The sequence below is a fragment of the Curtobacterium sp. Curtsp57 genome (assembly GCF_047324335.1).
Classification (GTDB): domain Bacteria; phylum Actinomycetota; class Actinomycetes; order Actinomycetales; family Microbacteriaceae; genus Curtobacterium.
Genome location: NZ_CP168511.1, coordinates 2,794,702 through 2,817,640 on the forward strand (window position 1 = coordinate 2,794,702; position 22,939 = coordinate 2,817,640).

Annotated in this window: 31 protein-coding genes; 27 read left to right on the forward strand and 4 right to left on the reverse strand. The window is 69.2% G+C overall.

The annotated features are described in order from the left end of the window. The first annotated feature begins 14 nt into the window (after window positions 1-14). The 19 genes from rplB to map all read left to right on the forward strand — a co-directional run bounded on the left by rplB (window position 15) and on the right by map (window position 10,600). Window positions 15-854, forward strand: coding sequence for a 50S ribosomal protein L2 (gene rplB / locus ACEN9V_RS13305; protein ID WP_281266010.1), 840 nt, complete (start codon window positions 15-17; stop codon window positions 852-854). An 11-nt stretch (window positions 855-865) separates the two neighbouring features. Then, window positions 866-1,147, forward strand: a complete 282-nt coding sequence (gene rpsS / locus ACEN9V_RS13310; RefSeq protein WP_017885529.1) for a 30S ribosomal protein S19 — start codon at window positions 866-868, stop codon at window positions 1,145-1,147. Window positions 1,148-1,172: 25 nt separating this feature from the next. Continuing rightward, window positions 1,173-1,568 (forward strand): 50S ribosomal protein L22, encoded by a 396-nt coding sequence (gene rplV, locus ACEN9V_RS13315; protein ID WP_123654823.1) that lies wholly within the window; start codon window positions 1,173-1,175, stop codon window positions 1,566-1,568. Continuing rightward, the gene (gene rpsC / locus ACEN9V_RS13320) at window positions 1,568-2,383 is read left to right on the forward strand and encodes a 30S ribosomal protein S3 (RefSeq protein ID WP_281266009.1); all 816 of its coding nucleotides are present in this window, start codon (window positions 1,568-1,570) and stop codon (window positions 2,381-2,383) included. The genes rplV and rpsC overlap by 1 nt, the downstream gene beginning before the upstream one ends. Before the next feature lie 2 nt (window positions 2,384-2,385). Then, window positions 2,386-2,805 carry a 50S ribosomal protein L16 gene (gene rplP, locus ACEN9V_RS13325; RefSeq protein ID WP_123654821.1) on the forward strand — a complete coding sequence of 140 codons (420 nt, stop codon included), beginning with the start codon at window positions 2,386-2,388 and terminating at the stop codon, window positions 2,803-2,805. Next, on the forward strand, window positions 2,805-3,125 hold the full coding sequence (rpmC, locus tag ACEN9V_RS13330; RefSeq protein ID WP_281266008.1) for a 50S ribosomal protein L29: 321 nt from the start codon (window positions 2,805-2,807) through the stop codon (window positions 3,123-3,125). Before rplP ends, rpmC begins: the two co-directional genes overlap by 1 nt. After that, the gene (gene rpsQ, locus ACEN9V_RS13335) at window positions 3,125-3,409 is read left to right on the forward strand and encodes a 30S ribosomal protein S17 (protein ID WP_071276754.1); all 285 of its coding nucleotides are present in this window, start codon (window positions 3,125-3,127) and stop codon (window positions 3,407-3,409) included. The genes rpmC and rpsQ overlap by 1 nt, the downstream gene beginning before the upstream one ends. A 35-nt stretch (window positions 3,410-3,444) precedes the next feature. Next, complete coding sequence (gene rplN / locus ACEN9V_RS13340) at window positions 3,445-3,813, forward strand: 50S ribosomal protein L14 (RefSeq protein ID WP_071299494.1); 369 nt, start codon at window positions 3,445-3,447, stop codon at window positions 3,811-3,813. A 3-nt stretch (window positions 3,814-3,816) separates the two neighbouring features. After that, window positions 3,817-4,176: a 50S ribosomal protein L24 gene (gene rplX / locus ACEN9V_RS13345; RefSeq protein ID WP_144760603.1), complete on the forward strand. Its 360-nt coding sequence runs from the start codon at window positions 3,817-3,819 to the stop codon at window positions 4,174-4,176. After that, window positions 4,176-4,766 (forward strand): 50S ribosomal protein L5, encoded by a 591-nt coding sequence (rplE, locus tag ACEN9V_RS13350; protein ID WP_281266007.1) that lies wholly within the window; start codon window positions 4,176-4,178, stop codon window positions 4,764-4,766. The genes rplX and rplE overlap by 1 nt, the downstream gene beginning before the upstream one ends. A gap of 153 nt (window positions 4,767-4,919) precedes the next feature. Continuing rightward, window positions 4,920-5,318 carry a 30S ribosomal protein S8 gene (gene rpsH, locus ACEN9V_RS13355; protein ID WP_281266006.1) on the forward strand — a complete coding sequence of 133 codons (399 nt, stop codon included), beginning with the start codon at window positions 4,920-4,922 and terminating at the stop codon, window positions 5,316-5,318. Between the two features lie 6 nt (window positions 5,319-5,324). Then, on the forward strand, window positions 5,325-5,861 hold the full coding sequence (gene rplF / locus ACEN9V_RS13360; RefSeq protein ID WP_281266005.1) for a 50S ribosomal protein L6: 537 nt from the start codon (window positions 5,325-5,327) through the stop codon (window positions 5,859-5,861). 2 nt (window positions 5,862-5,863) lie between these two features. Continuing rightward, window positions 5,864-6,241, forward strand: a complete 378-nt coding sequence (gene rplR / locus ACEN9V_RS13365) for a 50S ribosomal protein L18 (RefSeq protein ID WP_281266004.1) — start codon at window positions 5,864-5,866, stop codon at window positions 6,239-6,241. Then, window positions 6,238-7,026: a 30S ribosomal protein S5 gene (gene rpsE, locus ACEN9V_RS13370; RefSeq protein WP_413600711.1), complete on the forward strand. Its 789-nt coding sequence runs from the start codon at window positions 6,238-6,240 to the stop codon at window positions 7,024-7,026. Before rplR ends, rpsE begins: the two co-directional genes overlap by 4 nt. Then, window positions 7,026-7,211, forward strand: a complete 186-nt coding sequence (gene rpmD / locus ACEN9V_RS13375; protein WP_082517835.1) for a 50S ribosomal protein L30 — start codon at window positions 7,026-7,028, stop codon at window positions 7,209-7,211. The genes rpsE and rpmD overlap by 1 nt, the downstream gene beginning before the upstream one ends. Further along, window positions 7,208-7,672, forward strand: coding sequence for a 50S ribosomal protein L15 (rplO, locus tag ACEN9V_RS13380; protein WP_281266002.1), 465 nt, complete (start codon window positions 7,208-7,210; stop codon window positions 7,670-7,672). Before rpmD ends, rplO begins: the two co-directional genes overlap by 4 nt. Before the next feature lie 177 nt (window positions 7,673-7,849). Beyond that, window positions 7,850-9,172 carry a preprotein translocase subunit SecY gene (secY, locus tag ACEN9V_RS13385; protein ID WP_281266001.1) on the forward strand — a complete coding sequence of 441 codons (1,323 nt, stop codon included), beginning with the start codon at window positions 7,850-7,852 and terminating at the stop codon, window positions 9,170-9,172. Further along, the gene (locus tag ACEN9V_RS13390; protein WP_413600712.1) at window positions 9,169-9,759 is read left to right on the forward strand and encodes an adenylate kinase; all 591 of its coding nucleotides are present in this window, start codon (window positions 9,169-9,171) and stop codon (window positions 9,757-9,759) included. Before secY ends, ACEN9V_RS13390 begins: the two co-directional genes overlap by 4 nt. A gap of 7 nt (window positions 9,760-9,766) precedes the next feature. Beyond that, window positions 9,767-10,600, forward strand: coding sequence for a type I methionyl aminopeptidase (map, locus tag ACEN9V_RS13395; RefSeq protein WP_413600713.1), 834 nt, complete (start codon window positions 9,767-9,769; stop codon window positions 10,598-10,600). A 49-nt stretch (window positions 10,601-10,649) separates the two neighbouring features. On the opposite strand, the gene ACEN9V_RS13400 is transcribed toward map, so the two are convergent. Beyond that, a complete protein-coding gene (locus tag ACEN9V_RS13400; protein WP_413600714.1) occupies window positions 10,650-11,888 on the reverse strand; it encodes an LCP family protein in 1,239 nt (412 codons plus the stop codon). Window positions 11,889-12,150: 262 nt separating this feature from the next. Between ACEN9V_RS13400 and infA the strand changes: the two genes are divergently transcribed. The 7 genes from infA to ACEN9V_RS13435 all read left to right on the forward strand — a co-directional run bounded on the left by infA (window position 12,151) and on the right by ACEN9V_RS13435 (window position 16,630). Beyond that, window positions 12,151-12,372 (forward strand): translation initiation factor IF-1, encoded by a 222-nt coding sequence (gene infA, locus ACEN9V_RS13405; RefSeq protein WP_017885509.1) that lies wholly within the window; start codon window positions 12,151-12,153, stop codon window positions 12,370-12,372. A gap of 70 nt (window positions 12,373-12,442) precedes the next feature. Then, the gene (rpmJ, locus tag ACEN9V_RS13410; protein WP_022903266.1) at window positions 12,443-12,559 is read left to right on the forward strand and encodes a 50S ribosomal protein L36; all 117 of its coding nucleotides are present in this window, start codon (window positions 12,443-12,445) and stop codon (window positions 12,557-12,559) included. A gap of 181 nt (window positions 12,560-12,740) precedes the next feature. Continuing rightward, window positions 12,741-13,115, forward strand: a complete 375-nt coding sequence (rpsM, locus tag ACEN9V_RS13415) for a 30S ribosomal protein S13 (protein WP_144760579.1) — start codon at window positions 12,741-12,743, stop codon at window positions 13,113-13,115. A gap of 9 nt (window positions 13,116-13,124) precedes the next feature. After that, window positions 13,125-13,523 carry a 30S ribosomal protein S11 gene (gene rpsK, locus ACEN9V_RS13420; protein ID WP_017885507.1) on the forward strand — a complete coding sequence of 133 codons (399 nt, stop codon included), beginning with the start codon at window positions 13,125-13,127 and terminating at the stop codon, window positions 13,521-13,523. Window positions 13,524-13,727: 204 nt separating this feature from the next. Next, window positions 13,728-14,723 carry a DNA-directed RNA polymerase subunit alpha gene (locus tag ACEN9V_RS13425; RefSeq protein WP_066656999.1) on the forward strand — a complete coding sequence of 332 codons (996 nt, stop codon included), beginning with the start codon at window positions 13,728-13,730 and terminating at the stop codon, window positions 14,721-14,723. A gap of 66 nt (window positions 14,724-14,789) precedes the next feature. Next, window positions 14,790-15,383, forward strand: a complete 594-nt coding sequence (rplQ, locus tag ACEN9V_RS13430) for a 50S ribosomal protein L17 (protein WP_413600715.1) — start codon at window positions 14,790-14,792, stop codon at window positions 15,381-15,383. 119 nt (window positions 15,384-15,502) lie between these two features. Then, the gene (locus tag ACEN9V_RS13435; RefSeq protein ID WP_413600716.1) at window positions 15,503-16,630 is read left to right on the forward strand and encodes an FUSC family protein; all 1,128 of its coding nucleotides are present in this window, start codon (window positions 15,503-15,505) and stop codon (window positions 16,628-16,630) included. Here ACEN9V_RS13435 and ACEN9V_RS13440 read toward each other — a convergent pair. Further along, entirely contained in the window at window positions 16,620-17,759 is a 1,140-nt protein-coding gene (locus ACEN9V_RS13440; RefSeq protein WP_413600717.1) for a hypothetical protein, read from the reverse strand. The genes ACEN9V_RS13435 and ACEN9V_RS13440 overlap by 11 nt on opposite strands. Window positions 17,760-17,839: 80 nt before the next feature. Between ACEN9V_RS13440 and ACEN9V_RS13445 the strand changes: the two genes are divergently transcribed. Then, window positions 17,840-21,046: a BTAD domain-containing putative transcriptional regulator gene (locus ACEN9V_RS13445; protein WP_413600718.1), complete on the forward strand. Its 3,207-nt coding sequence runs from the start codon at window positions 17,840-17,842 to the stop codon at window positions 21,044-21,046. A gap of 3 nt (window positions 21,047-21,049) precedes the next feature. Here ACEN9V_RS13445 and ACEN9V_RS13450 read toward each other — a convergent pair whose 3' ends face one another. After that, window positions 21,050-21,880 carry an ABC transporter permease gene (locus tag ACEN9V_RS13450; RefSeq protein WP_413600719.1) on the reverse strand — a complete coding sequence of 277 codons (831 nt, stop codon included), beginning with the start codon at window positions 21,878-21,880 and terminating at the stop codon, window positions 21,050-21,052. After that, entirely contained in the window at window positions 21,877-22,872 is a 996-nt protein-coding gene (locus ACEN9V_RS13455) for an ATP-binding cassette domain-containing protein (RefSeq protein ID WP_281265992.1), read from the reverse strand. Before ACEN9V_RS13455 ends, ACEN9V_RS13450 begins: the two co-directional genes overlap by 4 nt. Window positions 22,873-22,939: the final 67 nt, after the last annotated feature.

Consider the following 22,939-nt stretch of genomic DNA (forward strand, 5'->3'; position numbering starts at 1 on the left):
AGAGGGAAAACATCATGGCTATTCGTAACTACAAGCCGACGACCCCGGGTCGTCGCGGCTCGTCGGTCGCCGACTTCGCCGAGATCACCCGTTCGACGCCGGAGAAGTCCCTGCTTCGTCCGCTGCCGAAGACCGGTGGCCGGAACAGCTCGGGCCGCATCACGACCCGTCACATCGGTGGTGGCCACAAGCGCCAGTACCGCGTGATCGACTTCCGTCGTCACGATAAGGACGGCGTCGACGCCAAGGTCGCGCACATCGAGTACGACCCGAACCGCACGGCGCGCATCGCGCTCCTGCACTTCGTGGACGGCACCAAGCGCTACATCCTCGCGCCGAACAAGCTCAAGCAGGGCGACGTCGTCGAGCAGGGCCCCGGCGCCGACATCAAGCCCGGCAACAACCTGCCGCTGCGCAACATCCCCGTGGGTACGGTCATCCACGCGATCGAGCTCCGCCCAGGTGGCGGCGCCAAGCTCGCGCGTTCGGCCGGCGCCTCGGTGCGTCTCGTCGCCAAGGACGGCCCCTACGCGCAGCTCCGTCTGCCGTCGGGCGAGGTCCGCAACGTCGACGCCCGCTGCCGCGCCACCATCGGCGAGGTCGGCAACGCCGAGCAGTCGAACATCAACTGGGGCAAGGCCGGCCGCATGCGCTGGAAGGGCGTCCGCCCGACCGTGCGTGGTGTCGCGATGAACCCGATCGACCACCCGCACGGTGGTGGTGAGGGCAAGACGTCCGGTGGTCGTCACCCGGTCAGCCCCTGGGGCCAGGCCGAGGGTCGCACGCGCAAGCCGAACAAGCCGAGCGACAAGCTCATCGTCCGTCGCCGTAACGCCGGCAAGAAGCGCAAGTAGGAGTTCAGAAGATGCCACGCAGTCTGAAGAAGGGCCCCTTCGTCGACGAGCACCTGCTTCGCAAGGTCGTCACGCAGAACGAGGCCAACACGAAGAACGTGATCCGGACGTGGTCGCGCCGCTCGATGATCGTCCCGAACATGCTCGGGCACACCATCGCGGTGCACGACGGACGCAAGCACATCCCGGTGTTCGTCACCGAATCGATGGTCGGTCACAAGCTCGGCGAGTTCGCGCCGACCCGTACCTTCCGCGGTCACGTGAAGGACGACAAGAAGGGCCGTCGCCGCTAAGGCGGCGACGCAGAGGAGGAACGAAATGGTGGAGTCGATCGCACGCGTGCGACACATCCGCGTCACGCCTCAGAAGGCCCGTCGCGTCATCGAGCTGATCCGCGGCAAGCAGGCCCACGAGGCGCTCGCCATCCTGAAGTTCGCCCCCCAGGGCGCTTCGGAGCCCGTGTACAAGCTGGTCGCCTCGGCGATCGCGAACGCACGTGTCAAGGCGGACTCGACGAACAGCTTCCTCGACGAGCGCGACCTCTACGTGAGCCGCGTCTTCGTCGACGAAGGCACGACCCTCAAGCGGTTCCAGCCGCGTGCTCAGGGCCGGGCCTTCCGGATCAACAAGCGCACCAGCCACATCACGGTGGTCCTCGCGACCCCTGACGAGGCCGAGGCTGCTGCCGCGACGAGCAAGAAGGCGAGCAAGTAATGGGCCAGAAGGTCAACCCGTACGGCTTCCGCCTCGGGATCACGACGGACCACGTCTCGCACTGGTTCACCGACAGCACGAAGCCGGGTCAGCGCTACGCCGACTACGTCGCCGAGGACATCAAGGTGCGTCAGTACCTGAAGAAGACCCTCGACCGTGCCGGCGTCGCCCGCATCGAGCTCGAGCGCACCCGTGACCGCGTCCGCGTGGACATCCACACGGCGCGTCCTGGCATCGTCATCGGTCGCCGCGGCGCCGAGGCGGAGCGCATCCGTGGCGAGCTCGAGAAGCTCACCAAGAAGCAGATCCAGCTCAACATCCTCGAGGTCAAGAACCCCGAGACCGAGGCCCAGCTCGTCGCGCAGGGCATCGCGGAGCAGCTCTCCGCTCGTGTCGCGTTCCGTCGCGCCATGCGCAAGGGCCTCCAGGGTGCACAGCGCGCCGGTGCCAAGGGTGTCCGCATCCAGGTCGCCGGCCGTCTCGGCGGCGCCGAGATGTCGCGCTCGGAGTTCTACCGCGAGGGCCGCGTGCCCCTGCACACGCTCCGCGCCAACATCGACTACGGCTTCTACGAGGCCCGGACGACGTTCGGTCGCATCGGCGTGAAGGTGTGGATCTACAAGGGCGACATCACGAACAAGGAGCTCGCTCGCGAGCAGGCGAACCAGCGTTCGTCGCGCCCCGAGCGTCGTGGAGGCCCGCGTGGCGACCGCAACGACCGCGGTGACCGTCGTGGCGGCGACCGCGGCGACCGTGGCGGCCGCGAGCAGCAGGCCCCGCAGGACGCGCCGGCCGGCGCAGGAGTTGAGGCGTAACCATGCTTATCCCCCGTCGAGTCAAGCACCGCAAGCAGCACCACCCGAAGCGTTCGGGTCAGGCGACCGGTGGCACCAAGGTCTCCTTCGGTGACTACGGCATCCAGGCCCTGACCCCCGCTTACGTGACCAACCGTCAGATCGAGTCCGCTCGTATCGCCATGACGCGTCACATCAAGCGTGGCGGCAAGGTGTGGATCAACATTTACCCGGACCGTCCGCTCACGAAGAAGCCCGCCGAGACCCGCATGGGTTCCGGTAAGGGTTCCCCCGAGTGGTGGATCGCGAACGTCAAGCCGGGCCGCGTGCTCTTCGAGCTCTCCGGCGTCAGCGAGGACATCGCCCGCGAGGCGTTGACCCGTGCAATTCACAAGCTGCCCCTCAAGGCACGCATCATCAAGCGCGAGGAGGGCGACGCATAATGGCGATCGGTTCCAAGGAGCTCCGTCCGACGGAGCTCGACACGTTCGAGAACGAGCGTCTTGCTGACGAGCTGAAGAAGGCCAAGGAGGAGCTCTTCAACCTCCGCTTCCAGTCGGCCACCGGCCAGCTGGAGAGCCACGGTCGTCTTCGTGCCGTCAAGCGCGACATCGCCCGGATCTACACCGTCCTCCGCGAGCGCGAGCTCGGCATCCGTGCCACCCCCGCGCCCGTCGAGACCGCAACCAAGGCCAAGAAGTCGACGAAGAAGGCTGACAAGCCGGTCGAGTCGACCGAGGCCGAGACCGCCGAGGAGAACTGATGGCGAACGAAGAGAAGGACTCCGCCGCCCTCACCCGCGGCTACCGCAAGACGCGCCGCGGTTACGTGACCAGCGACAAGATGGACAAGACCATCGTCGTCGAGGTCGAGGACCGTGTGAAGCACGCCCTCTACGGCAAGGTCATCCGCCGCACCTCCAAGGTGAAGGCACACGACGAGGCCGGTTCGGCCGGTGTCGGCGACCTCGTCGTGATCAGCGAGACCCGTCCCCTCAGCGCCTCCAAGCGCTGGCGCCTGGTCGAGATCCTCGAGAAGGCCAAGTAGGCCTCGCGGCCCGCTTGCGGAAATAGGAGACAGCAGTGATTCAGCAGGAATCCCGCCTGAAGGTCGCCGACAACACGGGTGCCAAGGAGATCTTGACCATCCGCGTGCTCGGTGGCTCGGGTCGTCGCTACGCCGGTCTCGGTGACGTCATCGTCGCCACGGTGAAGGACGCCATCCCCGGCGGCAACGTGAAGAAGGGTGACGTCGTCAAGGCGGTCATCGTTCGCACCAAGAAGGAGACCCGTCGCAACGACGGCTCCTACATCAAGTTCGACGAGAACGCGGCAGTGATCCTCAAGGCTGACGGCGACCCGCGCGGCACGCGCATCTTCGGTCCGGTCGGTCGCGAGCTTCGTGACAAGAAGTTCATGAAGATCATCTCGCTCGCGCCGGAGGTGCTGTAAGCCATGGCGAACATCAAGAAGGGTGACCTGGTCCAGGTCATCACGGGCGCGACGCAGGAGCGTGGCGGCGACCGTGGCAAGCAGGGCAAGGTCATCGAGGTCCTCACGGACAAGAACCGCGTCGTCGTCGAGGGCGTGAACTTCGTCACGAAGCACGTCCGCGTCGGCCAGACGCAGCGTGGTTCGAAGACCGGCGGCATCGAGCAGCACGAGGCCCCGATCCACGTGTCGAACGTCGCGATCGTCGACCCCAAGACGAAGAAGCCGACCCGCGTCGGCTTCCGCACCGAAGAGGTGGAGAAGGACGGTGTCAAGAAGACCGTCCGAGTCCGCTACGCCAAGAAGTCTGGTGAGAAGCTCTGATGACTGACACGACTGCCGCGACGGCTGACAAGGTCCAGCCGCGCCTGAAGCAGAAGTACAAGAACGAGATCAAGGCGGCGCTGACCGAGCAGTTCGGCTACGCGAACGTCCACCAGGTCCCCGGCCTGGTCAAGGTCGTCGTGAACACCGGTGTCGGTGAGGCCGCTCGCGACTCGAAGATCATCGAGGGGGCCATCAAGGACCTCACGGCGATCACCGGTCAGAAGCCGCAGGTCACGATGGCCCGCAAGTCCATCGCGCAGTTCAAGCTGCGCGAGGGCCAGGCCATCGGCGCGCACGTCACCCTCCGTGGCGACCGCGCGTGGGAGTTCCTGGACCGCCTGCTCTCGCTGGCGCTTCCCCGTATCCGCGACTTCCGTGGTCTCAGCGACCGCCAGTTCGACGGCAACGGCAACTACACCTTCGGTCTCACGGAGCAGAGCATGTTCCACGAGATCGACCAGGACCGCATCGACCGTGTCCGCGGCTTCGACATCACCGTCGTGACCACCGCGAAGACGGACGACGAGGGACGCGCGCTGCTCAAGCAGCTCGGCTTCCCGTTCCGCTCTGCCGAGCAGACGGTCTAAACTACTTCGGGCGCTGCGGGCCGAAGGACTCTCGAGTCCTCCGGCCCGCACGCACGAACACAGACTCCGGGGAATCGCCCTGGAGTCACTCGATCGCTCAGGTCGGCATTCGTGGAACGGGTGTCGAAACCAGGCGAGAAACGGAATCACATCATGACGATGACCGATCCGGTCGCAGACATGCTGACCAGATTGCGGAACGCGAACTCGGCGCACCACGACGCCGTCTCGCTTCCGAGCAGCAAGCTCAAGACCACCATCGCTGACATCCTCAAGCGCGAGGGCTACATCACCGAGTGGAAGGTCGAGGACGCCCGCGTGGGCAAGACCCTCACCATCGAGCTCAAGTACGGCCCCGAGCGCGAGCGTTCGATCGCCGGCATCAAGCGCGTGTCGAAGCCCGGTCTCCGGGTCTACGCGAAGTCGACGGAGATCCCCCAGGTCCTCGGTGGCCTCGGCGTGGCGATCCTGTCCACCTCGTCGGGTCTCCTGACCGACCGCGAAGCCGAGCAGAAGGGCGTGGGTGGGGAAGTCCTCGCCTACGTTTGGTGATCGAACATGTCACGAATCGGACGTCTTCCCATTGACATCCCCGCTGGCGTGACCGTCTCCATCGACGGTCAGAACGTCGCGGTCAAGGGCCCGAAGGGCGAGCTCGCGCTCGTCGTCGCGGAGCCCATCCAGGCGAACGTCGAGGAGAACCAGGTCCTCGTCACCCGCCCGGACGACGAGCGTGAGTCCCGGTCGCTCCACGGCCTGACCCGCACGCTCATCGCGAACCAGATCATCGGCGTCACCCAGGGCTACTCCAAGGGCCTCGAGGTCGTCGGCACCGGTTACCGCGTCCAGGCGAAGGGCTCGAACCTCGAGTTCGCGCTCGGCTACTCCCACTCGATCACGGTCGAGCCGCCGGCGGGCATCAGCTTCGCCGTCGAGGGCAACAACAAGGTCACCGTCAACGGCATCGACAAGCAGGCCGTCGGCGAGGTCGCTGCGAACATCCGCAAGCTGCGGAAGCCCGAGCCTTACAAGGGCAAGGGTGTCCGTTACGCGGGCGAGAACGTGCGCCGCAAGGCCGGAAAGTCAGGTAAGTGATCATGGCTATCGGAACTCGTACCCGAGGCAAGAGCAAGGCGGCTGCCAAGGCCCGTCGCCACAACCGCCTCCGCAAGAAGATCACCGGCACCGAGGCACGTCCGCGTCTCGCCGTCACCCGCTCGGCACGTCACGTGTTCGTGCAGGTCATCGACGACTCCAAGGGCCACACCCTTGCCAGCGCGTCGACGATGGAGGCCGACCTCCGCTCGTTCGACGGCGACAAGACCGCCAAGGCGCGTCGCGTCGGCGAGCTCCTCGCCGAGCGTGCGAAGACCGCCGGTGTCGAAGCCGTCGTGTTCGACCGCGGTGGTAGCAAGTACGCCGGTCGCGTCGCCGCGATCGCCGATGGTGCCCGTGAAGGAGGGCTGAACCTGTGAGCGACATCGCGAACAACAGCAACGCCGAGGAGACCCCGGCCGTCGAGGAGACGACCGAGGCCACCAGCGCCGAGGAGACCAAGTCCACCGACGCCAAGGCGGAGGCTGCTGCCCCCGTCGCCGAGCGTCCGGTCGAGACCGCTGCCGGCTCCGCGTCCAACAACCGCGACTCGGCCGACAACCGTGGCCGTCGTGGTGGCGGTCGTGACCGTCAGCAGGGCCGCGACCGCAACAACCGCGGTGGCGACAGCCAGTTCCTCGAGCGCGTGGTGACCATCAACCGCGTCTCGAAGGTCGTCAAGGGTGGTCGTCGCTTCAGCTTCACGGCGCTCGTCGTCGTGGGTGACGGCAACGGCCTCGTGGGCGTCGGCTACGGCAAGGCCAAGGAGGTCCCCACGGCGATCTCCAAGGGCGTCGAAGAGGCGAAGAAGAACTTCTTCCGCGTCCCGCGCGTCGGCAACACGATCCCGCACCCGGTGCAGGGTGAGGCCGCCGCTGGCGTCGTCCTCCTGCGCCCGGCCGCTGCCGGTACCGGTGTCATCGCCGGTGGTCCGGTCCGCGCCGTGCTCGAGTGCGCCGGCATCCACGACGTCCTGAGCAAGTCGCTCGGTTCGTCGAACACCATCAACATCGTGCACGCCACGGTCGAGGCCCTCAAGCAGCTCGAGGAACCCCGCGCCGTCGCCGCACGTCGTGGCCTCGACGTGGACCACGTCGTGCCGGCTCGCCTCCTGAAGGCCGAGGCGGCAGCACGTGCCGCAGCGACCGAGAAGGCAGGTGCCTGATGGCCATGCTGAAGATCACGCAGACGAAGTCCGTCATCAGCGAGAAGCAGTACCAGCGCGACACGCTCCGCAGCCTGGGTCTCAAGCGCATCGGCCGTACGGTCCTGCGCGAGGACAACTCCCAGAACCGCGGGTACATCGCGACGGTGGCGCACCTCGTGAAGGTCGAGGAGGTCGACGCATGAGCGACGAGAAGAACGAGCGCGTCCAGATCCTGAAGGTGCACCACCTTCGTCCGGCCGCTGGCTCGAAGAAGGACCGCACCCGTGTCGGTCGCGGTGAGGGCTCGAAGGGCAAGACCGCGGGCCGCGGTACCAAGGGCACGAAGGCCCGTTACCAGGTCCGCGTCGGCTTCGAGGGTGGGCAGATGCCGCTGCACATGCGCACCCCGAAGCTCCGCGGGTTCAAGAACCCGTTCCGCGTCGAGTACCAGGTCGTGAACCTGGACAAGCTCGCGGAGCTCTACCCGAACGGTGGCGACGTCACCGTTGCGGACCTGGTCGCCAAGGGCGCCGTCCGCAAGAACGAGAAGGTCAAGGTTCTCGGTCAGGGTGACATCAGCGTGAAGCTCACCGTCACGGTCGACAAGGTCTCGGGCTCCGCCCAGGACAAGATCGTGGCTGCGGGCGGCACCGTCTCCCAGTAGTCCCGTCGGCGGCCCGTGCGTTTGCGCACGGGCCGCCGTTACGGTTTCCTTGATGACAGACCCGGAGCTGGTCGGCCACGTGCCGACGGTCCCGAGTCGCGCGGTCGGCGTCCCGGCCACGGGCGGCCTCGCCCGGCTCGATCGGCAAGACCGGTCCCAGTAGTTCGGAGAGTTCTCGTGTTCAGAGCGGTCGCGCGCATCATGCGCACCCCCGATCTTCGCAAGAAGATCGGCTTCACCCTGGCGATCATCGCGCTGTTCCGGCTCGGGTCGTACATCCCCGCCCCGTACGTGGACTACGCCGCCGTCCAGACCTGCCTCGCGAGCGCATCGTCCTCCGGCGGTCTCTACGACCTGATCAACCTGTTCTCCGGTGGCGCGCTGCTGAAGCTCTCGGTCTTCGCGCTCGGCATCATGCCGTACATCACGTCGTCGATCATCGTGCAGCTCCTGCGCGTCGTGATCCCGCACTTCGACGCCCTCTACAAGGAGGGCCAGACCGGCCAGGCGAAGCTGACGCAGTACACGCGCTACCTCACGATCGCGCTCGGTGTGCTGCAGTCCACCACGCTGATCACGGTGGCCCGTTCCGGCCAGCTCTTCGGCACGAACGCCAGCGCCTCGTGCTCGTCGATCATCTCGAACGACAGCTGGTACGCGATCATGCTCATGGTCGTCACGCTGACCGCCGGGACCGGCCTCATCATGTGGATGGGCGAGCTCGTCACCGAGCGCGGCATCGGCAACGGCATGTCGCTCCTCATCTTCACGTCCATCGCAGCGCAGTTCCCGTCGGCGCTCTGGGCGATCGAGCAGTCGCAGTCCTTCGAGCTGTTCCTGTTCGTGATCCTCGTCGGCCTGGTGATCATGATGGCCGTCGTGTTCGTCGAGCAGTCACAGCGGCGCATCCCCGTGCAGTACGCCAAGCGCATGGTCGGCCGCCGGACCTACGGCGGCAACAACACGTACATCCCGATCAAGGTGAACATGGCCGGCGTCGTGCCCGTCATCTTCGCCTCGTCGCTGCTCTACCTGCCGGCCCTCATCGCGCAGTTCAACCAGCCCTCCGACGGCTCGGAGCCGGCCGCGTGGGTGACCTGGATCCAGAACAACCTGACCTCGGGTGACAACTGGTTCTACATGGTCCTGTACTTCCTGCTCATCGTCGGGTTCACCTACTTCTACGTCGCGATCACCTTCAACCCCGAAGAGGTCGCCGACAACATGAAGAAGTACGGCGGGTTCATCCCCGGCATCCGTGCCGGTCGCCCCACCGCCGAGTACCTCGACTACGTCCTGACCCGGGTGACGTTGCCCGGCTCGCTCTACCTCGGTCTCATCGCGCTCATCCCGCTGGCAGCACTGGCGCTGTTCGGCGCGAACCAGAACTTCCCGTTCGGTGGCGCGAGCATCCTCATCATCGTGGGTGTCGGTCTCGAGACCGTGAAGCAGATCGACTCGCAGCTGCAGCAACGTCACTACGAAGGGCTTCTCCGTTGAGCGCACGTCTCATCATCGTCGGACCTCCCGGAGCGGGAAAGGGAACCCAGGCCGGCCGCATCGCCGAGTCCTTCGGGATCCCCGCCGTCTCCACCGGTGACATCTTCCGGAAGAACGTCTCGGAAGGCACGCCGCTCGGGGTCCAGGCGAAGGCGATCATGGACGCGGGCGACTACGTCCCGGACTCGCTGACGAACGAGCTCGTGAAGTCCCGCCTCGGCGAGTCCGACGCCGAGAGCGGCTTCCTGCTCGACGGCTACCCCCGCACCGTCGGGCAGGTCGAGTACCTCGACGCGCTGCTCGCCGAGCAGGGCACCGGCCTCGACGCCGTCGTGCAGCTCGTCGCCGACCAGGACGAGCTCGTCGGGCGCCTCCTGAAGCGTGCCGAGGACCAGGGCCGCAGCGACGACAACGAGGAGACGATCCGTCGTCGCCAGCAGGTCTACGTCGAGCAGACCGCCCCGATCGTCGCGGCGTACCAGCAGCGCGGTCTCGTGGTCGAGGTCGACGGCCTCGGCGCCATCGACGAGGTCGGCGACCGCATCCAGGCAGCGCTCGCGTCGCGCGGGCTCACCGCCGGCGTCTGACCCCGGCGTGGTCCGGTTCCGCAAGCCCTCGATCTACAAGACGCCCGAGGAACTCCGCGCCATGGTGCGCCCTGGACTCCTCACCGAGGCGGCGCTGAACGCGGTCCGTTCGGCGATCCGACCGGGGGTCACCACGGGCGAGCTCGACGCCATCGCCGAGCGGACGATCCGTGACGGCGGCGGCATCCCGAACTTCCAGCTGGTGCCCGGGTACCGCCACACCCTGTGCGTGTCCGTGAACGACGAGATCGTGCACGGCATCCCCGGCGACCGTGTCCTGCAGCCGGGCGACATCGTGTCCGTGGACGCGGGCGCCGAGGTCGACGGCTGGAACGGCGACAGCGCCTTCACCACGGTGGTGCCCGGCGGCGACGCCGGTGTGACCGCGGCGCGGCAGACGCTCTGCGACACCACCGAGCGGTCCCTCTGGCACGGCATCGCCGCGCTGGCGCACGCCAAGCACCTCAACGAGGTCGGCGACGCGGTGGAGGACGCCATCGACGAGACCGGCGCCTGGGGCATCGTCGAGGACTACACCGGTCACGGCATCGGCCGCTCCATGCACGAGGAACCCCCGGTCTTCAACTACCGCGTCCGTGGCGCAGGCCCCGCCGTACGGCCGGGCCTGGTGGTCGCGATCGAGCCGATGGTCACCGCCGGCACGATCGACAGCACGACGGACGACGACGAGTGGACGGTCAGGACCCTGGACGGCGCCGATGCGGCGCACTGGGAGCACAGCGTCGCGGTCCACGCGGACGGCCTCTGGGTCCTCACGTCCAGCGACGGCGGGGCGGCTGCCCTGGCCCCGCTGGGAGTGACACCGGTCCCGATCCCGTAAGCCGAGCCTCCAGGGCCTGGAGGCTCGGCTCGGCCCCGCCCCGTCGGCGTCAGTTGCCGACGGAGCAGGTCTCCTCCGCCGCGCTCTGTCCGGTGATCGACGACGGCAACGGCGTCGACGACGGACTCGCTGCGCTCGTACTGGTGCTCGTGCCGGTCGGTTCGCTCGACGGCGTCGCAGCCGACGACGGCGCGGCGCTGGAGGATCCGCTCTGGTCCTCTGATGCACGACCGGTCGACGAGTCGCTCAGCGTCGTCTTCTCGTCGGTCTGCAGCGCGACGTTGAGCGTGTGGGCGGTCGTCTGGTCCACGATGACGCGTGCGCTGTCGTCGGGGTCGTCGGCGACGGGGTACTGGACGAACAGCATGCTCGACGTGCTCATCCCGCGGAGCATGCTCGCGAGGCCGACCAGCGTCTTCGGCTGGTTGAGCCCGTCGGACAGGACCATGTTGTTCAGGGCCGCGCCGGCGAGCTTGTAGAGCGTGATGGGGTTCGAGAGGGTGCCGTCCGAGGTGACCTTGCGGAGCAGTGCCGAGAGGAACACCTGCTGCGAGCTGATGCGGGCGAGGTCGCTGCCGTCGCCGACGCCGTGTCGGGTCCGCAGGAAGGCGAGCGCGTCGGAGCCCTCGAGCGAGTGCGACCCCGCGGTGAGGTGCAGTCCCGTGTAGGTGTCGTCGATGTCCTTCGCGACGCAGACGTCGACGCCGCCGAGCGCGTTCGACATCTCGATCACGCCGTCGAAGGTGATGAGGCCCGCGTACGGGATGCTCAGTCCCGTGAGGTTCTCGACGGTGTCCACCACGCAGGAGACGCCGCCGTTGCCGAGTGCGGTGTTGAACTGCGCCGAGGTCGCTGCTGGGTAGCTCGTGCCCGTCTCCGGGTTGGTGCACGCGGGGATCGGCACCATGAGGTCGCGGGGGAAGCTCACCGCGGTCAGCTGGGTGTGGTCCTGCGACACGTGGATGAGCATCGTCACGTCGTTGCGTGCGCCCTCGACGTCCTCGTTCGCGTCGAACTGCCCGACGCGGGTGTCGCTGCCGATGAGCAGGATGTTCGCGCCGCCCTTGATGGCCGTGATGTCGGCGGTCTTCGCGGCGCTCTGGTCGTCGGTGCTCAGCTTCACGGAGGTCGGCGCACCGGCGAGCTGCGCGCCGGCGATGGCCGCGACGCTCGTCCCGCTGACGAGCACCACCGCGAGGGTGGAGGCGACGATCGACAGGAGGGTCGTCCAGGCTCGTCGTCGCGGGAGTCGTCCGTGACGAGCGAAGGGCCGAGAGGCGTCGGGCACGTGGTCTCCGTTCGGGTGGCTGCATCGTCACCGTAGGGCTGGACCCATGTCCATCCCCTCGAACGCGCCGTGGAACCACTGTGGAACGCTGGTCCGTCCCTCAGGAACACCCCAGCTCTGGGGGCGCGCCGGCTGCACTTGGCAATCGGACCACTTTCCCATAAGATCGATCTTTGGTGTGTCATGCCCTCTCGGCGTGGCGACCGACCCGCAGACCGGCTCGGGGATCACACCGGTAATCCAACCAAGCGACAGTGAGGCTATGGCCAAGAAAGACGGCGTCATCGAGATCGAAGGCTCGGTGCTCGAAGCTCTGCCCAACGCGATGTTCCGCGTTGAGCTGACCAATGGGCACAAGGTCCTCGCGCACATCTCCGGGAAGATGCGCCAGCACTACATCCGCATCCTCCCCGAGGACCGCGTGATCGTGGAGCTGAGCCCGTACGACCTGACCCGCGGCCGGATCGTCTACCGCTACAAGTGATCCGCGAGCTGGAAAGGAACGACTCGGCAACCCTGCCGGGCACGAAGCCAGCGAGCACGAGGAAACAGCAATGAAGGTCAACCCCAGCGTCAAGCCCATCTGCGAGCACTGCCGTGTGATTCGCCGCAAGGGCCGCGTCATGGTGATCTGCAAGAGCAACCCGCGTCACAAGCAGCGCCAGGGCTAGTCCCCGGAACTGCCTGACCGGACGCCGACAGGCGGCCTGCGCAGGATCCACAACTGAACACCGCAAACGCAGTACCAGAACCCTGGTCCGGCCCCGGCCGCGCACAGGGGGACACCTCGGGTCGGAGGCCCGAGCACCGGCACTGCGCCACACCTCCATCGACAACAGGAGCAGCCAGCACATGGCACGTCTAGCAGGCGTCGACATCCCGCGCGAGAAGCGCGTGGAGATCGCACTCACGTACATCTACGGCGTCGGCCGCACTCGCGCGGTCAAGACGCTCGCGGACACCGGTATCTCCGGTGACATCCGCGTCAAGGACCTCACCGACGACCAGCTCGTCGCCCTCCGCGACTACATCGAGGGCAACTTCAAGGTGGAGGGTGACCTCCGCCGCGAGGTGGCCGCCGACATCCGCCGCAAGGTCGAGATCGGTAGCTACGAGGGTCTTCGCCACCGTCGTGGTCTCCCGGTGCGCGGTCAGCGCACCAAGACCAACGCTCGTACCCGCAAGGGCCCGAAGCGCACCGTGGCAGGCAAGAAGAAGGCTCGATAGGAGACCCCGATGGCTACCCCCAAGACTGCCGCGCGCAAGCCGCGCCGCAAGGAGAAGAAGAACGTCGCAGTGGGCCAGGCCCACATCAAGAGCACGTTCAACAACACGATCGTCAGCATCACCGACCCGTCGGGTGCCGTCCTCAGCTGGGCGTCCTCCGGAGCCGTCGGCTTCAAGGGTTCGCGCAAGTCGACGCCGTTCGCGGCGCAGCTCGCCGCCGAGTCCGCTGCGCGTCAGGCGCAGGAGCACGGCGTCAAGAAGGTCGACGTCTTCGTGAAGGGTCCGGGTTCGGGCCGCGAGACCGCGATCCGCTCCCTCCAGGCCGCCGGCCTCGAGGTCGGTTCGATCAACGACGTCACGCCGCAGGCGCACAACGGGTGCCGCCCGCCCAAGCGCCGTCGCGTCTGACGCGAGGAGCAACCGGCCGTCCCCTGCTCGGTCCCTGACGGGGAGACCCGTCTGACGGGAGCGAGCGGGGACGGCCATTCCTGGTCGTTCGATCGCGCACTCCGGTGCGCGTGATCACAACTCAACAGACCCGTCGGGGCCTCGCCGGCCCCGTCGTACCGCCAAGTGTCATATAGCGGACACTTCGCCGAAAGGAATCCCACAGTGCTCATTGCACAGCGCCCCACCCTCACCGAGGAGTCGATCTCCGAGCACCGCTCGCGCTTCGTCATCGAGCCGCTCGAGCCTGGCTTCGGCTACACCCTCGGGAACTCGCTGCGCCGCACGCTCCTCTCCTCGATCCCCGGTGCTGCGGTCACGAGCATCCGTATCGACGGCGTCCTCCACGAATTCAGCACCGTTCCCGGTGTGAAGGAAGACGTCACGGAGATCATCCTCAACATCAAGAGCCTGGTCGTCTCCAGCGAGCACGACGAGCCCATCACGGCGTACCTGCGCAAGCAGGGTGCCGGTCAGGTCACCGCTGCGGACATCTCCGCACCGGCCGGCGTCGAGATCCACAACCCGGACCTCGTCATCGCGACCCTGAACGACACCGCGCGCTTCGAGCTCGAGCTCACCATCGAGCGTGGCCGCGGCTACGTCTCGGCGACGCAGAACCGCTCGGAGTTCAGCGAGGCCGGTCAGATCCCGATCGACTCGATCTACTCGCCCGTCCTCAAGGTCACCTACCGCGTCGAGGCGACGCGTGCCGGTGAGCGCACGGACTTCGACCGTCTGGTCGTCGACGTCGAGTCGAAGCCGGCCATCACGCCGCGCGACGCCATCGCGTCGGCCGGTCGGACGCTCGTCGAGCTCTTCGGTCTCGCCCGCGAGCTCAACACGGCGGCAGAGGGCATCGAGATCGGCCCGGCGCCGGTCGACGCAGTGCTCTCGAACGAGCTGCAGACCCCGATCGAGGACCTCGACCTGTCGGTCCGCAGCTACAACTGCCTCAAGCGGGAGGGCATCAACACGGTGTCCGAGCTCGTCGCCCTGTCGGAGACGCAGCTCATGAACATCCGCAACTTCGGTCAGAAGTCGGTGGACGAGGTCAAAGACAAGCTCACCGAGCTCGGCCTGTCCCTCAAGGACACCGTCCCCGGATTCGACGGCGCCCACTTCTACAGCGGGTACGACGAGGACGAGTCCAACAACTGACCTCGCGCTCACGCGCACGCGTGCCGCTGACGCAGCGCGCACCACTTTCACCACTGGAGAACTGACATGCCGAAGCCCACCAAGGGCCCCCGCCTCGGTGGCGGCCCCGCCCACGAGCGCCTGCTCCTGAGCAACCTCGCCAACGCCCTCTTCACGCACGGTCGCATCACGACCACCGAGACGAAGGCCAAGCGCCTCCGCCCGGTCGCCGAGCGTCTCATCACGTTCGCGAAGCGTGGCGACCTGCACGCGCGCCGTCGCGTGATCAGCATCCTGCGCGACAAGACCGTCGTGCACACGCTGTTCACCGAGATCGCTCCGCAGGTCGAGGACCGCCAGGGTGGCTACACCCGCATCACCAAGCTCGGCTTCCGCAAGGGCGACAACGCTCCCCTCGCGTCGATCGAGCTCGTCCTCGAGCCCGTCTCGGGCACGCCGGCCCCCGTCTCGCGCAAGTCGGCTCCGGCCGCCGCCGCGCCGGTCGAGGAGCCCGCAGCCGAGGAGTCCGCAGCCGAGGAGACGACCGAGGAGGCCCCGGTCGAGTCGACCGAGACCACCGAGGAGTCGGCTCCCGTCGCGGAGGAGACCGAGACCGAGGCTGCCGCCGAGGTCGAGGCAGACGCCGAGGCCAAGTCGGACGAGAAGTCGGACGACAAGTAACCCCAGCACCACTCGACACGGCCCCCCCCGCGCACGCTGCGGGGGCCGTGTCGTTCCCAGCAACTGCATCGTAGGGTGACCCGTCGGCCCATCGGGTGCGGGCCGACACCGGAGGACCCATGGGATTCGAACACGTCGCGGGCGTGGGGACGAGGGTCTGGCGCTGGAGCCGGACCTCGGGCACACAGCCGCGCCTGCTGCACGCCGGGAAGGCCGCGTTCGCCGCGTGTCTCGCCTGGTTCATCGCGAGACACGTGCCAGGGGTCGCGTCGGACTACCCCTACTACGCGCCGCTCGGGGCCGTGGTCGCGATGCAGACGACGGTGTTCGCGGGGCTCAGGAGCGGGATCCAGACCCTCGTGGGCATCGGCCTCGGGATCGTGATCGCCGGGTTCACGATGTGGATCGGCGACCCCGGGTTCATCGCGATCGCCCTCGCCGTGGGGATCGGGGTGCTCGTCGGCGGGTTCCGCATCCTCGGCGAGGGCAGCTCGTGGGTGTCCACCGCGGCGCTGTTCGTCCTGCTCGTCGGCGGTGCGCACGCGGAGGGGTACTCGCTCGGGTACCTCGTGCAGATGGCCGTCGGCGTCGCGGTCGGGCTGCTCGTCAACTTCTTGGTCTTCCCGCCGCTGCGCTTCTGGGACGCCGAACACCGGATCGACGCGGTGAACGACGTGCTCGCCGACCACCTCGACGGCCTCGCCGCGGTGCTCGAGGCCGACGAGCGCGACGAGAAGGCATGGGACAAGCAGCAGGACCGGCTCGACCGGGCCATCGCCGACGTCCGGTCCCGGGTCTCGATCGCGCACGAGAGCCGGAAGCTGAACCCCCGCGGGGCGCTCCGCGGGTCACGGGCTCGGCTGCAGCAGGACGGCGCGCGGTTCCGGGCGCTCGAGCGGGCCGCCTGGTACACGACGGACCTCACCGAGCTCGTCGCCCGCTCGGGTCCGGTGTCCGACGGGCTCGGCCGCCCGGACCCGGCGTTCGCCGAACCGCTCGCGAAGGCGTTCCGCGAACTCGCGTGCATGATCCGCGGCGAGTGCCCGGAGAGCGCCGGGGACGACGCGATCGCCGAGGTCGAGCGGGCCCTCGACGCGAGCAAGGAGGACCCGTCGCACGTCGCGGTGACGTCGGCTGCGCTGGTGTCGCTCCGGGGGATCGTGGAGTCCGAGCGGCGGGCGACGGAGGACCTCGAAACGTCGACGGGGCCGTCCGCGTTCGGTCACCGGCGCGACGTCAGGCGGTGAGGGACGACTCCGCCCAGCGCTCGATCGCCGAGCTCGTGTTCGGAGCGGCCCAGGAGAACAGGACGTAGTGCGTCCAGGTGCCGTCCTGCACGACGTCGACGGAGCACGCTGCCTCGTCGCAGGTGCGCCAGGCGGCGGCGTCCTCCGCGAGACCGTCGAGCTCGAGCCGGTCGTGCCGGTCGATGAGTCCGTTGCCGAGGCGGGCGCTGACGACCCATCCCGAGTCGGGCATCGAGGAGTACGAGGCTCCGGTCCGTGAGAACGGCTGCTCGGCAGGACCGAACGAGCACGCCGCGGCACCCAGACGGTTCAGCGCGTAGTAGGTCGGCTCGGCGCCGACGTCGGAGCCGAGCGACCACGGGTCGACCAGTGCGACGGCGGTGACGGCGTCCACTCGGTCGGCCGTGCAGGTGCTCGGCTTCCAGGACGCTGCATCGTGTTCGGTCTGCACCCCCGCGACCGGTGCCGCGGCGACGGTCTCCTCGACGTGGTCGAGCAGCGCCTGGAACGCGGGCTGCACCTGCTCCGGGGTGGCGTCGCCCGTGGTCTGGAGGCGGGTCAGGGAGAGGTCGATCCAGGCGTTCCCGGCGAGCGCACGCCCGCTGCAGCTCACCCGGGCGGCGTCGGAGGCCCCGCAGTACACCGACGCGGGGTCCGTCGACGGATCGACGTGCTCGGTGGCATCGGCGTGCTCGGGGGCCGCGTCCGGCAGCACCGAGAGCCCGACGCCCTCGTACATCGGATCGCCCTGCTCGCCGGGGCTGACGTCGTCGAGGAGCGAGACACCGTTGGTGCTCCAGCAGTCGGTACCGCCACTCGTCGTCGCGGTCGTCCAGGCGCCGAGGACGTGGTCCTGCGTCGTCATCGGGTCGAGCACGGTGGTGCCGGGGACCGCTCGGGTGACGAGGTCCGACGGCAGCAGCTGCGCACAGGTCGGTACGCCGTCGGACTCCGGCGACGGACCGAAGTCGACGCCGGAGGCCGTCTCGGTCGGCGTGGCCGACGGTGCGGCGCTGCGCGACGGTGCCGGTGTCGTTCCTGCGGACGACGCGGTGGAACACCCGGCGACGATGACGACCGCCGTGGTCGCGAGCGCCACGGCCACGACCCCCCTCGTGATGATGTGCATACGCACAGGCTAGGCCGCCGTGGAGCCCGCCGATCGGTGCGCGCATCACGATCGCACAACACCGTCCGTAGACTCGCTGCGTGCCGCAGCAGCCCCGCATCGCCGTCCTCGGACCGGTCCTGGTCGAGGACCCGTCCGGCGCGGCGGTGCCCGTCCCCGGGGCGCTCCCGCGGGCGTTCCTGACCGCGCTCGTGCTCGCCCGCGGTCATGCGATGACGACGGACGCGCTCATCGACGAGCTCTGGACCGACGCTCCGCCGAGGGGCGCGCGGGCGGCCCTGCAGACCCTGGTGTCCCGGCTCCGGCGGAGCACGGCCGAGGGGCTCGTGGTGTCGACGAGCACCGGCTACGCGCTCGACGTCCAGCCGGACGACGTCGACCTCGTCCGTGCCGAACACGTCGCCGAGGCCCGGTACACGTCCGACGACACGAGTCGGGCGGCGCTCGCCCTGTGGCGGGGTGATCCGGGCGCCGATGTCGACGGCGACCTCGGCACGGCGCTCGCCGAACGAGCCGAGGTGGCGCGACGTGCGCTCCGCCGGGCGCTCGGCACGGCGATGCTCGACGCCGGTGAGGCCGACGCGGCCGTCGGGCTGTGGCACGAGGAAGCGGCCTCCGACCCGTTCGACGAGGTCGCGGTCTCGGGATCGATGCGCGCGCTCGCCGCCGCCGGCCGGACGAGCGAAGCGCTCGCGGTCTTCGCGGCCCACAGGGAGCGGCTGGCTGACGGGCTCGGTGCCGACCCGTCCGCCGACCTGGTGCGGCTGAACGCCGACCTGCTCCGCCGGACGGCGTCCGCCTCCGGGAGCGTCCGACGGATCGGCCTGCGTGCCGCGCCGAACGCGCTGGTCGGACGGGAGGCCGACCTCGCCGCCGTCACGGACCTCCTGTCCCGCGAACGGCTGGTGACCGTCCTCGGTGCCGGTGGGCTCGGGAAGACCCGCCTCGCGCAGGCGGTCGCGGCGGCAGTCCCGGCCGATCGCAGCGTCGTGGTGCTCGAGCTCGCACCACTGGCCGCCGGCGAGGACGTCGTCCCCGCCCTCGGCGCGCTGCTCGGGATCGCCGAGGTACGGTCCGCCCGGGCGCTGCGGGACGCCGTCGTCGCCGATCTGCGGCGCCGCGTGTTCCGCGCGCTCGGTGAGGAACCGACCGTGCTCGTGCTCGACAACTGCGAGCACCTCGTCGCGGACGTCGCCGCGTTCGCCGCCGACCTGCTCGCCCAGCTCCCGTCCCTCCGCATCCTCACGACGTCGCGTGCACCGCTCGCCATCGCCGGCGAGGTCGTCGCGCCCCTCGCACCGCTGCCCGTCGACGCGGACGGCGCGGCGGTCCGGCTGTTCACCGACCGCGCACGAGCCGCCCGCCCCGGTGCCGTCCTGCCCTTCGACACCGTGCGGCGCATCTGCACGCGGCTCGACGGGTCGCCGCTCGCGATCGAGCTCGCCGCCGCGCGGATCCGCGGGATGGGCGTCGAGGAGATCGAACGGCGGCTCGACGACCGTTTCGCGTTGCTCCGTGGCGGCGACCGGAGCGCACCCGAGCGGCACCGCACCCTGCTCGCCGTCATCGAGTGGAGCTGGCGGCTCCTCGACGACGGAGCCCAGGACCTGCTGACCCGGCTGGCGCTCTTCCCGGACGGCCTCGCGGTCGACGCGGTCGAGGCCGTCGCGGCACCTGAGCAGCGGGACGATGCGCTGGACGCCCTCGCCGAGCTCGTCGAGCAGTCCCTCGTCCAGCTCGTCGAGCACGAGGGCGCCGACATCAGGTACCGGCTGCTCGAGACCGTCCGCGAGTTCGGTGCCGCCCGCCTCGACGAACGCGGGCGCACCGACGAGGTCCGCGCAGCGATGGTCCGCTGGGGGCGGGACTTCGCCGCCACCCGCAACGTCTTCACCGCGACCGGGGAACCGCAGCGACGGTGGTTCCGCGAGATCGGCCGCGAGGCGGACAACCTCGTGACGCTGCTGCGCTGGAGCCTCGTCGCCGAGGACCGGTCGGCGCTCGCACAGGTGTTCGCGGCCCTCGGCGGGTACTGGACCCTGCGTGGTGCCCACGGCGAGGTCGTCGCGGTCGCCGCCGAGGTCGTCGCGCTGCTCAGGACCGCTCAGCCGTCCCCCGGCGACCGAGCCGCCACGACGCTGGGTCTCGTCCTGATCGGCGGTTCCACGGCGTTCTCGGACCGCAGGACCTCCGTGCGCGCGATCGCGATGCTCCGCAGGGTCGTCCGGCAGGGGTCCACCGGCTTCCCGGTCCTCGACGCGCAGGCGGCACTGCTGCTCACGCTCGGCCGCCCGGACGACGGGCTGCGGATGCTCGCCGCGCTCCGTGACGACCCGGACGACGGCGTGGCCTGCCTTGCGTGCATGCTGAGCGCCCCGCTGGCGGAGAACGACGGGGAGTTCGACGACGCGCTCCGCCACGCCCAGCGCGCCGAGGCACTCGCCACCAGGACCGACGACGCATGGGCACTGGGGTCTGGTGCGGTCACGATGACCCAGTTGCTCGCGCAGACCGGACGGCACGCGGACGCGCTCGTCGTCGCCGACGTCGCGCGGACCCGCCTCGAGGTGTTCGGCGCCGAGGACGACCTCTACGAGATCGGCTGGACCGTCGGGCTGTGCGCGGCGGCGACGGGCGACGTCGTCCGCGCGCGGCAGGTCGCAGCGGACCTCGCGAACCAGCCGGTGGCGAACCGCGGTGGTCCCGACGGGGAAGCCGTGCAGATGGCCGTCCTCGCGATCGCGATCGCCGCCGAGTGCGCACGGAGTGACGGGGACGTGGCCTCAGGGGCGGCCGAGTACGCGCGAGCTTGGGACGCCGTGACCGCGCATCGCAAGCAGACGCCGAACTGGACACTGATGGCGGGCGCGGCACGCATCGCGGCGGAGGACGAGGCGGCGGCGAGCCGACCCGCAGGAGCCGGACCGGGCCTCCCGTCCGGATCGGAGGTGCCGCGTCGCCTGCGGGTCGGCGCGCTCGTGATGCTCCGACTGCACCCGTGGTGGATCGACCTGCCCGTCATCGGGACCACGCTGCTCGGGCTGGCGGTCGCCGCTGCACGGCAGGGAGCGGCGGACCACGCAGCGCGGTGTTGGGGCCTTGCGCGACGGCTCGGTTCGCGACAGGACTTCGCGGTCCTCGCCCACGACCGGTTGCGCGGGGTCCTCGGCGCCGTCGTCGGTGCCGGACCCCTCGTGGACGCCGAGACGGCCTCGGCCGGATGGGACCGGGCCGAGGCCGTCTCGCGGGCGCGCGTGCTGCTCGAGGAGCTGCGCTTCAGCGCCTGAGCGTCACGCCTTCCGCATGTAGGCGCGGACCGTCAGCGGGGCGAACACCGCGACGACGACCGCTGCGCCGACGAGCGAGAACACCAGGTCGCCGCCGACGGCTCCGTGGTTCACGAGCTCACGGACCGCGGTGATGAGGTGCGAGATCGGGTTGACCTCGGAGAACCAGCGCAGCCAGTCCGGCAGCGTGTCGGCGGGGACGAACGCGTTCGACAGGAACGTCAGCGGGAACAGCACGAGGTTCGAGATACCGGAGACGCTCGACGCGGTGCGGGCGACGACGCCGAAGTAGGCGAAGATCCAGCTGATCGCCCACGCGACGACGATGACCAGCAGACCGGCGAGGACCACCGCGCCGAAGCCGCCAGCGGGGCGGAGTCCCATCGCGAAGCCGGTGATGAACGTGATCGTCGTCGCGATGGCGTAGCGGACGGTGTCGGCGAGCAGCGCTCCGGCCAGCGGCGCGATGCGGGCGATGGGCAGCGACTTGAAGCGGTCGAACACGCCCTTGTCCATGTCCTCGCGGAGCTGGACGCCGGTGACGATCGACGACGTGATGTTCGTCTGCACGAGGATGCCCGGGATGATGATCGGCAGGTACGACGCCACGTTGCCGGAGATCGCGCCGCCGAAGATGTACGTGAACATCACCGTGAAGACGATCGGCATGAGCGTCACGTCGAAGAGCTGCTCCGGCGTGCGGCGGACCTTGATCAGGCCGCGGTACGCCATCGTGAGCGACTGCCGGATCGTGGCACCGATGCCCGTGCCGCCGACCCCTGGTCGCGGGGTGATGCGTGGGGTGGTCGGAGCCTGCGGGGTGAGCGTGGTCATGCGATGCTCCCTTCGAGCTCGCGCTGGGCGTCCTCGTCCGCCGCGTCGGCGGTCGGCTTGCCCGTGATGGTCAGGAAGACCTCGTCGAGCGTCGGCTTCTGCACGCTCATCTCGGCGAGGGAGATGCCCGCGTCGCGGAACGACACGAGCAGGTCGGTGACGCGGTCCGGCTCGGCCATCGGCGCGGTCAGCCGGGAGCCCTCGGGACTCGCGACGGCGTCGACGCCGAGCGTCTGGCGCACGATGGTCCTCGCCGCGTCGAGTCGGAGCGCATCGGCGAGCCGGAGCTGCAGCGACGCGGTGCCGATCGACGCCTTGAGCTCGTCGCCGGTGCCCTCCGCGACGACCCTGCCGTGGTCGATCACGGCGATGCGGTCGGCGAGCTGGTCAGCCTCGTCGAGGTACTGCGTCGTCAGGAGCACGGTGGAGCCGGTCGCGACGAGCTCCCGGATCGTGTCCCACATCTGCGCACGGGTCCGCGGGTCGAGGCCCGTCGTCGGCTCGTCGAGGAAGATGAGCGGCGGCTGCGCGATGAGGCTCGCCGCCAGGTCGAGGCGACGACGCATGCCGCCGGAGAAGTTCTTCAGCGGACGCTTCGCCGCCTCGGTCAGGCCGAAGCGCTCGAGGAGCTCGGCGGACTTCCGCTTCGACTCGGCCCGGGACAGCCCGAGCAGCCGCGAGAACACGACCAGGTTCTCGGTCGCGCTCAGCGTCTCGTCGACGCTGGCGTACTGGCCGGTCACGCCGATGAGCCGGCGGACCTCCTGGGGCTCCCGCCGGACGTCGTGGCCGAAGATCCTGGCCTCGCCGGCGTCCGCCTTGAGCAGGGTCGCGAGCATGCTGATCGTGGTCGTCTTGCCGGCGCCGTTCGGGCCGAGCACGCCGTACACGGTGCCGGCCTCGACGCGGAGGTCGACTCCGTCCACGGCGCGGTTCTGCCCGAAGGTCTTGACGAGGCCGGTGGCCTCCACCGCGAGTGGTGTCGTCGTCATCGCAGTTCCTTTCGTCGATGTCGAGGACGATGCTGCCGTCGGGCGCTCACACGGCACTGACGCGGCG

Coding starts and splice junctions, on each gene's coding strand:
- rplB (WP_281266010.1), top strand. CDS start 15: ATGGCTATTCGTAACTACAAGCCGACGACCCCGGGTCGTCGCGGCTCG.
- rpsS (WP_017885529.1), top strand. CDS start 866: ATGCCACGCAGTCTGAAGAAGGGCCCCTTCGTCGACGAGCACCTGCTT.
- rplV (WP_123654823.1), top strand. CDS start 1,173: ATGGTGGAGTCGATCGCACGCGTGCGACACATCCGCGTCACGCCTCAG.
- rpsC (WP_281266009.1), top strand. CDS start 1,568: ATGGGCCAGAAGGTCAACCCGTACGGCTTCCGCCTCGGGATCACGACG.
- rplP (WP_123654821.1), top strand. CDS start 2,386: ATGCTTATCCCCCGTCGAGTCAAGCACCGCAAGCAGCACCACCCGAAG.
- rpmC (WP_281266008.1), top strand. CDS start 2,805: ATGGCGATCGGTTCCAAGGAGCTCCGTCCGACGGAGCTCGACACGTTC.
- rpsQ (WP_071276754.1), top strand. CDS start 3,125: ATGGCGAACGAAGAGAAGGACTCCGCCGCCCTCACCCGCGGCTACCGC.
- rplX (WP_144760603.1), top strand. CDS start 3,817: ATGGCGAACATCAAGAAGGGTGACCTGGTCCAGGTCATCACGGGCGCG.
- rplE (WP_281266007.1), top strand. CDS start 4,176: ATGACTGACACGACTGCCGCGACGGCTGACAAGGTCCAGCCGCGCCTG.
- rpsH (WP_281266006.1), top strand. CDS start 4,920: ATGACGATGACCGATCCGGTCGCAGACATGCTGACCAGATTGCGGAAC.
- rplF (WP_281266005.1), top strand. CDS start 5,325: ATGTCACGAATCGGACGTCTTCCCATTGACATCCCCGCTGGCGTGACC.
- rplR (WP_281266004.1), top strand. CDS start 5,864: ATGGCTATCGGAACTCGTACCCGAGGCAAGAGCAAGGCGGCTGCCAAG.
- rpmD (WP_082517835.1), top strand. CDS start 7,026: ATGGCCATGCTGAAGATCACGCAGACGAAGTCCGTCATCAGCGAGAAG.
- rplO (WP_281266002.1), top strand. CDS start 7,208: ATGAGCGACGAGAAGAACGAGCGCGTCCAGATCCTGAAGGTGCACCAC.
- infA (WP_017885509.1), top strand. CDS start 12,151: ATGGCCAAGAAAGACGGCGTCATCGAGATCGAAGGCTCGGTGCTCGAA.
- rpmJ (WP_022903266.1), top strand. CDS start 12,443: ATGAAGGTCAACCCCAGCGTCAAGCCCATCTGCGAGCACTGCCGTGTG.
- rpsM (WP_144760579.1), top strand. CDS start 12,741: ATGGCACGTCTAGCAGGCGTCGACATCCCGCGCGAGAAGCGCGTGGAG.
- rpsK (WP_017885507.1), top strand. CDS start 13,125: ATGGCTACCCCCAAGACTGCCGCGCGCAAGCCGCGCCGCAAGGAGAAG.
- rplQ (WP_413600715.1), top strand. CDS start 14,790: ATGCCGAAGCCCACCAAGGGCCCCCGCCTCGGTGGCGGCCCCGCCCAC.
- ACEN9V_RS13435 (WP_413600716.1), top strand. CDS start 15,503: ATGGGATTCGAACACGTCGCGGGCGTGGGGACGAGGGTCTGGCGCTGG.
- ACEN9V_RS13440 (WP_413600717.1), bottom strand. CDS start 17,759: ATGCACATCATCACGAGGGGGGTCGTGGCCGTGGCGCTCGCGACCACG.
- ACEN9V_RS13450 (WP_413600719.1), bottom strand. CDS start 21,880: ATGACCACGCTCACCCCGCAGGCTCCGACCACCCCACGCATCACCCCG.
- ACEN9V_RS13455 (WP_281265992.1), bottom strand. CDS start 22,872: ATGACGACGACACCACTCGCGGTGGAGGCCACCGGCCTCGTCAAGACC.